This is a genomic window from Streptomyces sp. NPDC057137, from assembly GCF_042670825.1.
Taxonomy (GTDB): domain Bacteria; phylum Actinomycetota; class Actinomycetes; order Streptomycetales; family Streptomycetaceae; genus Streptomyces.
The window spans coordinates 70,792-83,881 of record NZ_JBHUUW010000001.1; the positions used below are offsets into that span (position 1 = coordinate 70,792).

13 protein-coding genes are annotated in these 13,090 nt (G+C 71.5%); 3 read left to right on the forward strand and 10 right to left on the reverse strand.

All coding sequences use genetic code 11. The features are described from left to right. Positions 1 to 35 precede the first annotated feature (35 nt). Positions 36 to 1,037, forward strand: a complete 1,002-nt coding sequence (locus ACFT9I_RS00270; RefSeq protein WP_382558785.1) for an aldo/keto reductase — start codon at positions 36 to 38, stop codon at positions 1,035 to 1,037. Between the two features lie 75 nt (positions 1,038 to 1,112). On the opposite strand, the gene ACFT9I_RS00275 is transcribed toward ACFT9I_RS00270, so the two are convergent. From ACFT9I_RS00275 to ACFT9I_RS00305, 7 genes are all read right to left on the reverse strand, one after another. Then, a complete protein-coding gene (locus tag ACFT9I_RS00275) occupies positions 1,113 to 1,781 on the reverse strand; it encodes an O-methyltransferase (RefSeq protein WP_382558787.1) in 669 nt (222 codons plus the stop codon). A 308-nt stretch (positions 1,782 to 2,089) separates the two neighbouring features. After that, positions 2,090 to 2,890 (reverse strand): thioesterase II family protein, encoded by an 801-nt coding sequence (locus ACFT9I_RS00280; RefSeq protein ID WP_382558789.1) that lies wholly within the window; start codon positions 2,888 to 2,890, stop codon positions 2,090 to 2,092. A gap of 58 nt (positions 2,891 to 2,948) precedes the next feature. Further along, positions 2,949 to 3,689 carry a 3-oxoacyl-[acyl-carrier-protein] reductase gene (gene fabG / locus ACFT9I_RS00285; RefSeq protein WP_382558791.1) on the reverse strand — a complete coding sequence of 247 codons (741 nt, stop codon included), beginning with the start codon at positions 3,687 to 3,689 and terminating at the stop codon, positions 2,949 to 2,951. Beyond that, a complete protein-coding gene (locus ACFT9I_RS00290) occupies positions 3,686 to 3,943 on the reverse strand; it encodes an acyl carrier protein (RefSeq protein WP_382558793.1) in 258 nt (85 codons plus the stop codon). Before ACFT9I_RS00290 ends, fabG begins: the two co-directional genes overlap by 4 nt. After that, complete coding sequence (locus tag ACFT9I_RS00295; protein WP_382558795.1) at positions 3,934 to 4,965, reverse strand: beta-ketoacyl synthase N-terminal-like domain-containing protein; 1,032 nt, start codon at positions 4,963 to 4,965, stop codon at positions 3,934 to 3,936. The genes ACFT9I_RS00290 and ACFT9I_RS00295 overlap by 10 nt, the downstream gene beginning before the upstream one ends. Further along, positions 4,962 to 6,098, reverse strand: coding sequence for a beta-ketoacyl synthase N-terminal-like domain-containing protein (locus tag ACFT9I_RS00300; RefSeq protein ID WP_382558797.1), 1,137 nt, complete (start codon positions 6,096 to 6,098; stop codon positions 4,962 to 4,964). The genes ACFT9I_RS00295 and ACFT9I_RS00300 overlap by 4 nt, the downstream gene beginning before the upstream one ends. After that, the gene (locus ACFT9I_RS00305) at positions 6,095 to 7,918 is read right to left on the reverse strand and encodes an AMP-binding protein (RefSeq protein ID WP_382558799.1); all 1,824 of its coding nucleotides are present in this window, start codon (positions 7,916 to 7,918) and stop codon (positions 6,095 to 6,097) included. Before ACFT9I_RS00305 ends, ACFT9I_RS00300 begins: the two co-directional genes overlap by 4 nt. Positions 7,919 to 8,349: 431 nt before the next feature. Here ACFT9I_RS00305 and argB point away from each other — a divergent pair, with 431 nt between their 5' ends. Further along, a complete protein-coding gene (gene argB, locus ACFT9I_RS00310) occupies positions 8,350 to 9,255 on the forward strand; it encodes an acetylglutamate kinase (protein WP_382558801.1) in 906 nt (301 codons plus the stop codon). Here the strand turns inward: argB and ACFT9I_RS00315 are convergent. The 3 genes from ACFT9I_RS00315 to ACFT9I_RS00325 all read right to left on the reverse strand — a co-directional run bounded on the left by ACFT9I_RS00315 (position 9,239) and on the right by ACFT9I_RS00325 (position 11,735). Continuing rightward, positions 9,239 to 9,760, reverse strand: coding sequence for a GNAT family N-acetyltransferase (locus tag ACFT9I_RS00315; protein ID WP_382558803.1), 522 nt, complete (start codon positions 9,758 to 9,760; stop codon positions 9,239 to 9,241). The two genes, argB and ACFT9I_RS00315, sit on opposite strands and share 17 nt — an antisense overlap. A gap of 76 nt (positions 9,761 to 9,836) precedes the next feature. Then, the gene (locus tag ACFT9I_RS00320) at positions 9,837 to 11,447 is read right to left on the reverse strand and encodes an amidohydrolase (protein WP_382558805.1); all 1,611 of its coding nucleotides are present in this window, start codon (positions 11,445 to 11,447) and stop codon (positions 9,837 to 9,839) included. A gap of 75 nt (positions 11,448 to 11,522) precedes the next feature. Beyond that, positions 11,523 to 11,735, reverse strand: coding sequence for an MbtH family protein (locus ACFT9I_RS00325; protein ID WP_382558807.1), 213 nt, complete (start codon positions 11,733 to 11,735; stop codon positions 11,523 to 11,525). 215 nt (positions 11,736 to 11,950) lie between these two features. On the opposite strand from ACFT9I_RS00325, the gene ACFT9I_RS00330 reads away from it, so the two are divergent. Beyond that, positions 11,951 to 13,048 carry an alpha/beta hydrolase-fold protein gene (locus ACFT9I_RS00330; RefSeq protein WP_382558809.1) on the forward strand — a complete coding sequence of 366 codons (1,098 nt, stop codon included), beginning with the start codon at positions 11,951 to 11,953 and terminating at the stop codon, positions 13,046 to 13,048. The last annotated feature ends 42 nt before the right edge of the window (positions 13,049 to 13,090 follow it).

Here is a 13,090-nt window from a genome sequence, read left to right on the forward strand (position 1 = left end):
TGCCACCATCGGGCCGTGACAGAGAAGGAGTGCCGATGGAGACGCGTCAGCTGGGCAGTTCGGGACCGGTCGTGTCCCGGTTCGCGTTCGGAGCGATGACGGTCGGTGGCGACACGGACGAGGCAGCGGCCCACGAGATGCTCGACGTGTACGTCGACGCGGGCGGCACGCTGATCGATACGGCCGACAACTACGGGAGCGGCCTGTCGGAGCGCATCGTCGGCCGATGGCTGAACTCCCGGCCGGGCATGCGCGAGCGTGTCCTGCTCGCGACGAAGGGCCGCTTCGGATACCCGGGCGCGAGCCTGACACCGGCGTACCTGCGCGGCGCGATCGACGCCAGCCTCGCGCGGCTCGGCGTCGACCAGGTCGACCTCTACCAGTTGCACGGCCCGGACGACGAACACCGGGTCGACGAGATCGTCGAGTTCCTCGCCGAGATCGTCACCACGGGCAAGGCCCGCCACGTCGGCGTCAGCAACTTCGCCGGGTGGCAGGTCGCCAAGCTCGCACGGCTGCTGAAGGAGCAGGGCGGCCCGCCGCTGGTCTCCCAGCAGATCCAGTACAACCTGCTGGCCCGCGCGGTCGAGTGGGAGGTCGTGCCGGCCGGCGCGGACGCCGGCGTGGGCACGCTGCTGTACGGCCCGCTGGCCCAGGGGTGGCTCACCGGGAAGTACCGGCGCGACCAGAAGCCACCGGCGGGCACCCGGGTCGCCCAGGCCGGGGAACAGACGAGTGAGGCGTGGCACCGACGGAACACCGAGGAGGTCTGGTCGGTCATCGAGGTGCTCCGCGACGTCGCGCACGCGCACGGCGTGACGCCCGGCCAGGCGGCCCTGGCGTGGGTCGCCGACCGTCCGGGTGTCACCGCCCCGATCGTCGGCGCGCGTACCGTCGCGCAGTTGCGCGAGTCGCTGGCCGCGGCCGCGCTGCACCTCGACGAGAAGGCGACTGCCCGACTCACCGAAGTCAGCGCGCCGCCGACGCCGAACTACCCGTACCAGATGATCGAACGGATCGCCGGCTGGCACGGCTGACATCTGTGTCGTGCGCGCGGGTCCAACTACCGCACAGAGAAAGGGAGTTGTACCACGGGACCCCGACAGGCACGGTCAGCGTCTACGGGCGACGGTCAGGCCGTCCGCGATCGGCAGGAGCACGGACTCGACCCGGTCGTCGGCGCGGACGTGCGCGTTGAACTCCCGGATCGCCAGGCCGTTCCCCTCGGCGTCGGCGTCGGCCGCGTCGCCGCCGTACAGCACGTTGTCGGCGAGGAGAAGCCCGCCCGGACGCACGCGCGGTACGAGTTCCTCCCAGTAGGCGCGGTAGCCCGGCTTGTCGGCGTCCAGGAAGACGAGGTCGATCAGCGGCTCCGCCGGCAGGGCTCCGAGGGTGTCGAGGGCCGGGGCGATCCGGAGGTCGATACGGTCCCGGAGGCCCGCCTCCTCCCACGCCTCCTGGGCGATGGCGGTCCACTCCGTGGAGACGTCGCAGGCGAGAACGCGGCCGCCGGGGACCAGCCCCTGGGCCAGGGCGAGGGTCGAGTAACCGGTGAAGGTGCCCACCTCGACGATGAGGCGGGCACTGGTGAGCCGGGCCAACAGGGTGAGCAGGACAGCCTGTTCGTGCGGGATCTGCATCCTGGCGGGGCCGCCGAGCGCCCGGGTGCGGGCGATCAGTTTTTCCTGGACGGGAGTTCGCGGTTCCGCCTGGGCCAGGACGTAGTCGTACAGCTCGGGGGTGAGGGGGACCGACTTGATCGCGTCCGGGCGGCTGCTCATGTCGTGAGTCCTTCGGCAGGTGTAGGAGGTTGGGGCCCGCCGGGCAACCGAGTGCTCGGCGGGGGCCGCGAGGCGGCGGCCCCAATTGTGCCTCGCGGCCGCCGCGGCACACGGGACGCCGATGTGCGGGGCGCCACGCGTCGTACGACACCTACCGCTTGATCAGATCTTCGCCCAGTCGCCAGAGACGCTCGGCGGATTCCGGGTCGATGGAGTGTGAGGTGACGGCGGAGTTGGGGTGCCGCGGGTCGAAGGGCCGGCGCCCGCGAGCGCCTGTCCGGCGCGGTCTGGGTGGCCCGAGACCGCGGTCATGGTCCCCCACCAGGTGTGTGCGTCGGCCTCGGCCGGAGCAGGGTGCGTACCGCACGGCTGATGTGCCCGGTCAACTCCTCCCGGTGGTCGTTCAGATAGAAGTGCGCTCCCGAATAGGTGTGCAGCCCGAGGAAGTTGTCCGTCAGGTGCGGCCAGGCGTCCAGTTGGTCGCGGGCCACCACGGTGTCGTCCGAGCCGGCGAAGAGCGTCAGCGGCACCGGAAGGGGCTTGTCGGGTGTCTCGCGGTCCCAGGTGTCCGCGAGTCCCAGATCGTTGCGCAGTACGGGAGCGAACGCGTTCCAGAGGCTGTCGTCGCTCAGCAGCCGGTCCGGGGCGCCGCCCGAGGCCCGCAGCCAGTCGCGCAGCGCCGCGTCGGAGTCGAGGCTCCGGCTCAGCGGCGGGCCCACCGCGTCCGGCTGGGGTGCGCGGAAGGACGACACCCCCAGCCAGAGCGGCAGTTCGCGTGAGGTGTCCGCGAGGCGGCGCGCGAGCGTGTACGCGACGCGGGCTCCCACGCTGTGGCCGAAGAACGCGAACGGCCCGTTCAGCAGGGGCGTGAGGGCGTCGTCGAAGAACGCCACCAGATCGGCGCAGTCGCCGATGAGAGGGAGGCCCTGCGCGTTCCCCCGGCCGGGCGCGTCCAGCAGGCAGATGTCCCAGTCGTCCGGGAAGTGGCGTGTCCAGCCGCGGTAGAGCAGATGGGAGCCACCCGCGTGGTGGAAGAGGAACAGGCGCACCGCGGGGTCGTCGACGGGCCGGCGTCGGGTGACCGGGCCGAGCGGGGCGATGGGTCTCATGCGTGTCCTGCCCGTCGTGGGGGATTCGGGCCCTGTGTGACGAGGGCGGCCGCGTCGTTCACACCACCAACCCGCCGTCGATTCCGAGGACTTGGCCGGTGATGTAGGAGGCGCGTTCGGACAGGAGGAACGAGACCAGGTCGGCGACTTCCTCCGAGGTGCCGAACCTCGACAACGGGATCTGGCCCAGATACTTCTTCCTGGCCCGGTCGGACACCTCGGCCGTCATCTCCGTCTCGATGAATCCGGGAGCCACGGTGTTGGCGCGTACGCCGAATCTGCCGTACTCCTTCGCCATGGCCCGGGTGAAGCCGATGATCCCGGCCTTGGCGGCGGAGTAGTTGGTCTGGCCGACGCTTCCACGCACTCCGGCGATCGAGGACAGTGTCACCAGGGAGCCCGCCCGGCGCTTGATCATGCGTTCGACGGCGGGACGGCAGATGTGGAACGTACCGTCCAGGTTGGTGGTCAGTACGTCATGCCACTGGGCGTCCTCCATCGTCACCAGCGGTCTGTCCCGGGTGATGCCCGCCGCGGTCACCACGGCGTCGATCGGGCCGAGTCCGTCCTCCGTCGCGGCGAGGAAGGCGCGGCTCTCGTCGGCGTCGGCGACATCGACCCGCATGGCGAGGACGCGGGCACCGAGCGCCGCCGCCTGCCGCTCGGTCTCCTTGGCGGCGTCGGCGCGCGAGACGTAGCAGAAGGCGACGTCGAATCCGTCCTGGGCCAGTCTGGTGACGACAGCCCGGCCGATTCCCCGGGACCCGCCGCTCACCAGCGCTATTCGCCTTTCCGTCACGCCACCGACCCCTCGGCGAGCAGGGATTCGACCAGAACGCGCAGTTCGGTGAGGTTCTGTACGGAGCCGATGGAAGTGTCCTGGACCGGTATGCCGTAGCGCTGCTCCAGCCGGGAGGATATTTCCAGCACCATCAGCGAGTCCATTTCCAGGTCCTCGGCGAAGTGGTCGCTGTCACCGACCTCTTCGGTTTCCAGCTCGAGGGACAGGGCGACGATCGTGCGCAATTCCTCGACGTCCACGGTCAATTCCATGGTGGATTCTCCTTTCGTTCCGCGTCTGGGCCGGTCAGCAGGAGTGCGGCTGCCGCGTCATCCGCAGCGGCGCCTCCCGTGAACGCGAGTACCGCTTCGGTTCCGTGCGTTCGTATGTGGACTGCGCCGACGGCGGCCTGGAGAACTCCCAGGGCGCCCGAGCAATGGCCCAGTCGCGCCGTGAGATCCAGGCTCTGCCCGGCGGGCGCGACCGGTGGTCGCGCGAGGTCGCCGGTGAGCCGGAGTCCGACGGGGGCGGGGGCCAGGGATTCGGTGGCCGCGACCGTGGGCGCGAGTTCGGCGCCGCGCGTGTAGGCCGACAGGTACGCGTAGACGTCCGCCTGACGTACGGAGTCCGCCGCTTCGAGCACCATGGCGCACGCCACGTCGGGAACCGGCCGGCCGAGCAGCTTGTCGGCGTGTTCGGAGGCCGGTTCGACTCCGATCACGACCGCTCTGCGGCAGCGGCCCGCCTTGATGAGACTCCGGGCCCAGTGCACGGCGTCCAGGCCGCTGGTGGCGCCGTTGCAGACGGTGAGGTTCGGGCCGCGCAGCCCGTACCGGATGGCGATCCAGCCGGCGACGACATTGCTCGACGTCTGTGGCAGGCCGAGCGGGCTCAGCCCGGTGACCGTGTCGCGGGCGATGGTGTCGGTGAAGTCGCAGGCCATCTGCAGAGTGCCGAGGTTGGAGCTGACCACCACGGCCGTGAGGCCGGCCACCCGGTCGTCGGTGCCGTCGGCCGTGCCCTCGGCCGTCCCCCGGAAGTGCCCCTTCTCGTCGAGCAGGCCCGCGTCGCCGAGCGCCTGTTCGGCGGCGTACAGGGCGAGCCGCGACGCGCGGTCCTTGTGGCGCATCTCCCGGCCCTTCAAGGCCGTCGCCGGATCGAATCCGTCCACGGGAGGCAGGTCGGCGAGCAGGTCGCGCACGGACCGGAGGCCCGGCACGGCCAGTCCGACGCCGGTGACAACGATCCCTTCCGGTACGGGGCGTACGAGGGCCGCCGCCTCCGCGTCGGTCATGCCGCCGCCTCGACCAGTGCGACCGCGTTGATTCCGCCCAGGCCGAAGGCGTTGATCTGCGCGGTGGTGATGTCGGCCTCGGTGGCACCGCCACGGACCAGGCCGAGTCCGGCCGCCTCCTCGATGGGTTCGGCCAGGCCGAGCACCGGCGGCACGGTGTTCCGCCGCATGGCCTGGACGGCGACGACCAGGCTGAGGAGTCCGGATCCGCCGAGCGTGTGGCCCGTCATGGATTTGATGGCCGTCATCAGCGGGCCGCGGCCCGTACCCGCGAACACCTCGGCGAGGACGGCGGCTTCGGTCTCGTCGTTACGGGGCGTACCGCTGCCGTGCAGCATCACCAGGTCGATGTCCGCACCGCTGACTCCGGCCCGCCGATGGGCGTCGAGAACGGCCGCGCGTATGCCGTCGGCGTCGGGCGCGGTGGCGTGGCGGGCGTCGCAGTTCATGCTGACGGCCGTCAGCCGGGCGAGCGGACGCCCGTCGTGCGTGCCCGCGCGCCGGAGGACGACCGCGACGGCGCCCTCCCCCATCAGCATCCCCTTGTGTGACACGTCGAACGGCCGGAGAACCTGGGGGGATTCGTTCTGCACCCGGTCCAGCATTCCGAAGGCGCTCTCGGTGAGGGAGTCCGTGCCCGCCACCACGACGGTGTCGGCCGTGCCGGACTCGATCATGTCGGTGGCCAGGCCGAGTGCGTACAGCGAGGCGGAGCAGGCGTTGGCGAAGGTGTACGTGGACACGGCGCCGAACGCGTCGCGCAGGGCGCCGCCGAAGTGGAGGTCGGTGGGGCGGACGGGAGTGCCCTCGGTCCACCAGAGTTCCGTACTGCGCTGCTCGCGCAGCGTCGTTCCGACGAGCACCGGCGTCCGGGACAGGTCGTCGGACAGGCCCGCGTCGGCGAGAGCCTGCCGGACGGCGTGGATCAGCCACTTGGTGGCCCGCAGCGGCTCGTCCCGGTCGGCGGCGGCGCGGTCGTCGATCTCGTAGGCGTGGCGGGTGCGGTACTTGCCGCTGTCGAAAGCCTTCAGCGGGCTGCGCGTCTCCTGCCCGGCGCAGAGTGCGTCGAATATCCGCCCGGGTGTGCGGCCGATGTTGGCGATCGCCCCGCTCCCGGTGATGTCCCAGGTCACGGCTGGTTCACCCGCTTGCGGAGCTGGAAGGCGGCCAGCTTTCCGGTGGAGGTGACGGGCAGTTGGGCGAGGAATTCCACCCGGGCCGGGCGCTTGAAGGGAGCCAGGCGGGTACGGATGGCGGCGGTGATGGACCGGCGGACCTGTTCGGTGTCGGATCCGGTCTCGGCGACGGCGTACAGGACGGCCTGTTCCAGCCCGTGCGCGTCGGCCTGGCCCACCACCACGCAGTCCCGGACGCCTTCGACGGACCGCGCGACGGCCTCGATCTCGCCGGGCGGGACCTTGTAGCCGCCCAGATTCAGCAGGTCGTCGGCGCGGCACAGGTGGACTATGGCGCCGTCACCGTCACCGTCGCCGTCGCGGATCGCGATGTCGCCGGTGTACACGCCGTCGTCGGCGAAGGTGGCGGCCGCGGCGTCGGGGCGGCCTATGTAGCCGAGCGCGACGGTGGGGCCGCTGATGTGGAGCCGTCCTTCGACGCCGTCGGGTACGGGGCGGCCTTCGGCGTCCCGCACGGTGGCGCGGACTCCTGGCACAGGTAAGCCGATGGTCCCCGGCATCGGCCGGCCGGCGGGGGTCGCCACGACGATGTGCAGGACCTCCGTCGCACCGAGCCCGTTGATCAGTTCGGCGGAGAAGGTGTCCCGGACGCGCTCGCTCAGCCGGGCCGGCAGATTCTCACCGGCGGCGACGCACAGCCGCACCGATTCCGTTCGCGGGCCGCCGTCGGACGTGCCCGCGGACGTGTCGGCGGCTTCGGCGGCATCGACCATCGCCGCGTACAGGCGCGGTACCGACCAGAGCACCGTCGGCCGATACGTGTCCAGGGCGACCGTCACGGTGTGCAGGTCGACGCTGCCTCGTATGAGGACCGCCCGAGCACCGGCCGCGAGCGGGAAGAGCACCGTTCCGCCGAATCCGTACCCGAAGGACATGCGTGCCGTGGACAGCACCGTGTCGTCCTCGCGCAGCGCCAGCAGCGAGCCGAATCCGGCCAGGGCCGCCTCGATGGCACCCGCGCTGTGACGAACTCCCTTGGGCAGGCCGGTACTTCCCGATGTGTACTGGATCAGCGCCTCGCTGTCCGACGTCCAGGGAAAGGCGCCGCCCTCGACGAGGCCACCGGCGCCGTCCGCGCGGACGTCCTGCCCGGCGATCCGCCGGCGGTCCGCGAAGAGGGCTTCCAGGGCTCGTTGCCGCTTGGGCGCGGCGTCCAGGTGGATCACGCTCGCCGCGCAGTCGTCGGCGATGTAGCCGAGTTCCTCGTCGTTGAGGAGAGGGCTGACGACCGCCGGTACGCACCCGTGCCACCACATGCCGAGGACGGCCGCGACGGTGGTGACGGAGTCGTCGGCGACGATCAGTCCACGGGTGCCGGCGGGGATGCCCTTCGCGGCCAGCGTTCCCGCGTATCTCAGGACGGCGTCGTGCAGCCCTCCGTAGGAGACGTCGCCGGAATCGGGGTCGGTGTACGCGATCCGCTCCCCGCGCCCCTGGGTGACGTGGACTCCCACCAGCCGCTCGACGAGGTCGACGAGCTGCGGCCCCGTCTCCGGCCGGCCGCCGTTCAGCTTCTCCAGCAGCACGGCCGCGGAGTCATCGACGCAGCGCATCGCCGCCGCCTCGACGGGGCTGAGTTTCACCTTGAATTCTTTCTCGGCACGGACGACGACCTCGGTCTTCTCCAGGGAATCGAGGCCGAGGTCTTCGTAGAAGAGCGCGTCGTCCTCGATGTTCTCCTCATCCGTTTCAAGAACTTCGGCCACGATCGTCCGTAATTTCTGCAGCGGTGTGCCGATATTCGTTATGCCAGACACGAGGTGACACTCCTTCATATACGTCACTGTCCGGGGGCGGCAAATCGTCACTGGGCACGGATTTCAAAGCGGCGCGCCGAACGGGGCCGGTTTAAATAAGCCATTGACGAACCAGGTCGATCAATACCCCTGGCCGCGGATTTCACAAACGTCGAAAACAGGCCCCTCGGGCCGGCCTTCCGGGCGCCGATGGCGCGAACACGGCGGATGCACGAGTACATGGACTCGGCCGACAACTCTCCCGCAGGGCAACGCAGTTGGCCTCCGCCCGGCCCACCGGAAGACGGGTCGCCGCAGACCAGGATTTGCCGCTATTTAGGTTAGGCTAAGCTAAGAACGCCTGGTCGTCGGACCCAGCCTCGCGGGCGGCAGGACACCGGACACACCGACAGACACCACGAGAGACGGAAATCATGACGGAACGGGCCCCGATGGCAGCGGAACCGCGGGGCAGCGCGGTCGTCGTCAAGTTCGGCGGCAACGCCATGGTGGACGCGAACCTGCAACGGACGTTCGCCCAGGACGTCGTGGAGCTGTGGCGCGCGGGTCTGCGCCCGGTCGTGGTGCACGGGGGCGGCCCGCAGATCAGCGCGATGCTCGACCGCCTCGGCCTGGAGACCCGGTTCGAGGCGGGTCTGCGGGTGACCACGCCGGAGACCATGGAGGTGGTACGCATGGTGCTGTCCGGCCGGGTCCAGCGGGAGCTGGTCGGCCACATCAACGCCCATGGGCCCTTCGCCGTGGGAATGACGGGCGAGGACGCGCACACGATGACGGCCGTGCGGCGGCCGGCCTGGGTGGACAGCCGGCCGGTGGACATCGGTCTCGTGGGCGACATCGTGGACGTGAACCCGGGCATGGTGCGCACGCTCCTGGAGCGGGGCCATATCCCGGTGGTCTCCCCCGTCGCACGCGGTGAGGACGGTCAGGTCTACAACGTCAACGCGGATCTCGCGGCGTCGGCCCTGGCCGTGGCCCTGAACGCCGCGCGCCTGGTGATACTCACCGATGTGGAGGGGCTGTACGCGAACTGGCCGCACAGCACCGAGGTGATCGAGCAGCTGACCGCCGGCGCGCTGGACGGGCTGCTGCCGGGGCTGTCGAGCGGGATGCTGCCGAAGATGGAGGGCTGCCTGCGGGCCGTTCGCGGGGGCGTGCGCAGGGCGCACGTACTCGACGGCCGCGTGCCTCACGCGGTGCTGCGAGGTGTCCTCGACGAGATCAGCCCCGGCACCACCGTAGTTCCTGACGACAGCCCGGCCGGCGACCCGCACAGCGGCCGGGACCCCGGCACGGGCCCGGTTCGACGCGCGCCCACCGTCACAGGATCCTCCTGAGGATCCGCGCGTCCCGCCGGGGGTCCAGGGACGCCGCCCAGGACGGCGGCGCCAGTCGCGCGGTCGTGGGCACGAAGCCGTACCGGAGGAACAGCCCACCACCACCGGTCGTCGCCGTGAACAGGGCGCCGAGCGACTGGGCGCGCGCCAGGGCCAGCGCGGCGCGCAGCAGCCCGGCCCCCACTCCGTGTCCCTGCCGGTGCCCGGCCACGCAGAAGTTGTACAGCACGCCTACGGGCCCGCGGCCCTCCCCCGGGGCGCCCGGGTGCACGCGCAGGCCCACACAGCCGTCGAGGGGCCCTCCGGGGACCCGCGCCAGGAGGAAGTCGGCCGCGTGGGTGGCGTACAGCGACGCGGGCCGCTCCCGCAGCGCTCCCGAGCGCGCGAAGGGCTGGGACAGTTCGGCGAGTGCGGCGGCGTCCTCCGTCCGGGCGGGGCGCACGGAGGGGGTCGGCGCGAGGAGCGCGTACGACTGGGGGGCGGGGCGCGGCGTAGCCGTGATCAAGGCTTTTCCTTCCTCGGTTCCACGATCGGAGCACGGCTCGGCGCCGTGGCACTCCGACGAGACAAACGAGATTAGGTTAGCCTTGCCTTACTTCCAAGTCCAGTTGGGGAAGGTCCGGTTGGACCGCCGCCTCGCTGCCGTCGACATAGGTGGCCACCACCTCGATGTCCCCGATGCACGACGTGTCGACGCGCCGGGGGTCGTCGCCGAGCACGACCAGGTCGGCGGACTTGCCCGGGGTGAGGCTGCCCAGGGTGTCCTCCCAGTGGCAGGCGAAGGCACCGGCGACCGTATAGGCGCGCAGGGCCTCATCGACGGTGATGCCCTCGTCCGGGCCGATCACCCGGCCGGACTCGGCGGCCCGCTCGACCATGAACTGGACGGCCCGCAGCGGGGATCCGTCCGTGACGGGGCGGTCGGAGCTGCCGACGAGGGGAATGCCGTGGTCCAGGAACGCCCTCCCCCGGTAGAGCCACGGGGCCCGCCCGGCGCCCATGACGGCCGCGTAGTCGTCGCCGAAGTAGCGGAGGAAGTTGGGCTGGACGACCGCGCTGAGGCCGAGTCGCGCGAAGCGCGGGAGCTGGTCGGGGCGGATCAGGCCGGCGTGTTCGATACGGTGCCGGGCGCCGGGTCGCGGCCGAAGGTGCTGGGCGTGTTCCAGCGCGTCCAGGGCGAGGTCCGCCGCGCGGTCGCCGATCGCGTGCACGGCGAGCTGCCACCCGGCGAGGTGGCCGGCCACGATCGTGTCCGCGAGCACGTCCGGGTCGTCCTGCAACTGGCCTGAGTGGTCGAGCCCTTCGTACGGACCGCTGAGTGCGGCGGTCCGCGCCATCATGCCGCCGTCCGTGTAGATCTTCAGCGCGCCCACGGAGAGGCGGTCGTCGCCGAACCCGGTACGCAGTCCGAGGTCGAGCGCCCGGGGTATGCCGTCGTCCTGGTGCGCGCCGACCGGGCGCAGCCGCTCGGCGGCCACCATGAGCTGCACGCGCAGCGGCAACAGGCCTTCCTCGCGGGCGAGTTGGTACGCGCCCAGCTCGACCGGGCTGTGACCGAAGAGCGCTCCGCCGATGCCCGCCTCCGCGCAGGCGGTGATGCCTTCGGCCAGACAGGTACGGGCGGCGCGCCCGATCGCCTCGGCCAGCTCCCGCTGCGAGTGGGGCAGGCGCAGCGCGCGGGCGACGCCCATGGCGCCCTCGGTGAGGAAGCCGTTCTCGTGCGGGATGCCGGCGGGGAGCAGGCCGAGGACGGCGGAGTTGACGACGCAGCCGTGCCCGGAGTCGTGCAGCAGGAACACCTTGTGTCCGTGGCTGACCGTGTCCAGTTCGGCGGCTGTCAGATGCCGGCCGAGGACCCGCTGGTCGTAGCCGGCGATGCTCAGCCAGCCGCCGGGCGAGCCCTGATGGGCGGCGGCTTCGGCCACGACGGCGAGCACGTCGTCGATCCGCGTGCGGCCCGCGATGCTCACGGCGTCCGCCTTGAACCCCGTCCAGGCCAGGTGCACATGGGCGTCGACGAACCCGGGCAGCACGGTGGCGCCCTGGAGGTCGATCACCTCGACGGCGGGCAAGGAGGTCACGGCCTCGTCCAGGCCCACGATCCGGCCCCGCCAGATGCCCAGGTCATGGGCGACGGGGTGGTCCGGATCCATGGTGAGGAAGCGCGCGTTGGTCAGTCTGGTGCAGAGCATCGGCGGCGCCCCTCCGAGGTGTCGGCTGTCGGGACGGGATCACCGCGAGACCGCGAGCGGGTCGGCCGCGCGAGGTCACACGTCCGTGGACGCCGCGAGGGATCGGGGGCGCAGATCGGTCCAGTTGGCCTCGATGAAGTCCAGGCATGTCTGTCGGGTGTTCTCGTCGAGGACGATCGTCCACCCCCCGGGCACCTCGGCGAAAGACGGCCAGAGCGAGTGCTGCCCCTCGTCGTTCACCAGGACCAGGAAACGGCCTTCGGGGTCGTCGAAGGGGTTGGTGCTCATGGGTGCGTGCCTCCTCGGGGCCGACGGGGCGGGTGACGGCCGCGTCGGGTGGGTGCGTCAAGTCGTCGGCGTGGGGCGGTCGGTGGCCGTACGGCCGCGCGCGGGCGGCCGTACGGGAGACGGATCAGGGATGGAAGGAAAGACTACGTTAGGTTAGGCTCCCCTAATCAACGGCGAGCCTAGCCTTTCCCCTTCCCTCTCACAAGGAGACGTCGATGCGCCTCGCGGCCGACCGGGAGCACGCCTTCGCCGAGTTCGGACTGCCCGGTGAGCCCGGCACCGAAGCGTTCTGGGCGGCGGCGCGGACGCCCGCGTCGGTCCCCGCCGACGACGGCGGCTGGCTGACGTTGTTCCTGTGGCGCGGGTCCCCGGCGAGCATCGACTTCGAGAGCTGGTCGGAGCCGGCTCCCCTGCGCCGATGGGGCGACACGGACTGCTGGTACGCCGAGGTGCGTATGCCCGCGCGGCTGCGGGTGACGTATCAACTCCTCGCGGGCGAGGCGTCGTACGCCGACCCGCTCAACCCGGTCGGCGCCGGAGGTGACCGGTCCATCGCCGCGACCCCGGACGTGCCGGACCAGCCGCACTGGCCCGCCGTCGGCGCCGAGGACGTCCTGCCCCTCCCCGGCACCCGGCTCCGCTGGAGCAGTGCACGGCTCGGCGGGCGGCGTACCGTACGCGTCCACCCGGCGGGCGGCGGCGGACCGGTGGTCCTGCTGCTCGACGGGGACGACTGGCTGTATCTGCACCCGGCCATGACCGCGTTCGACTCGGCCGTCGCCGACGGCGACCTGCCACCGGTCACGCTCGTCTTCCTGCCGGCCAAGGACAGGGAGGGCGAGTTCGGGTGCCGCCCCGAGCTGTGGGAGGCGGTACGGGACGAACTGCGGCCCCTGGTGACGGAGAGCGGCGTACGCGCCGACTGGGACCGGCTGGTGGTCGCCGGGCAGAGCCTCGGCGGGCTGAGCGCGCTGTACGCGGCGCTGCGCTTCCCGGACCTGGTGTCCCGCGTCGCCTGTCAGTCGGCGTCGTTCTGGTGGACACCCGACGCCATGGACCTGGCGGACCCGTTGGGCGGCCCGGTCGGCGGCGCCGTCGCCGCGCGCCTGCGGGAGCGCCCCGATCTGTCGGGTCTGCGGTGCGCGTTCGACGTCGGCGAGCACGAGAAGCGGATGCTGCCGCACTGCGAGCTGACGGAGACGCTGGTCGAACAGGCGGGCGCCACGGTGCGGGTCTCGCGGTCGCCGTCGGGCCACGACCGGGCGGGCTGGCGGCACGCCCTGCTCAGGGATGTCGCCTGGGCGCTCGGCTGAGAGGTTCCGGGAGTCGTACGCGTACGGCCCCGGAACAGCTCA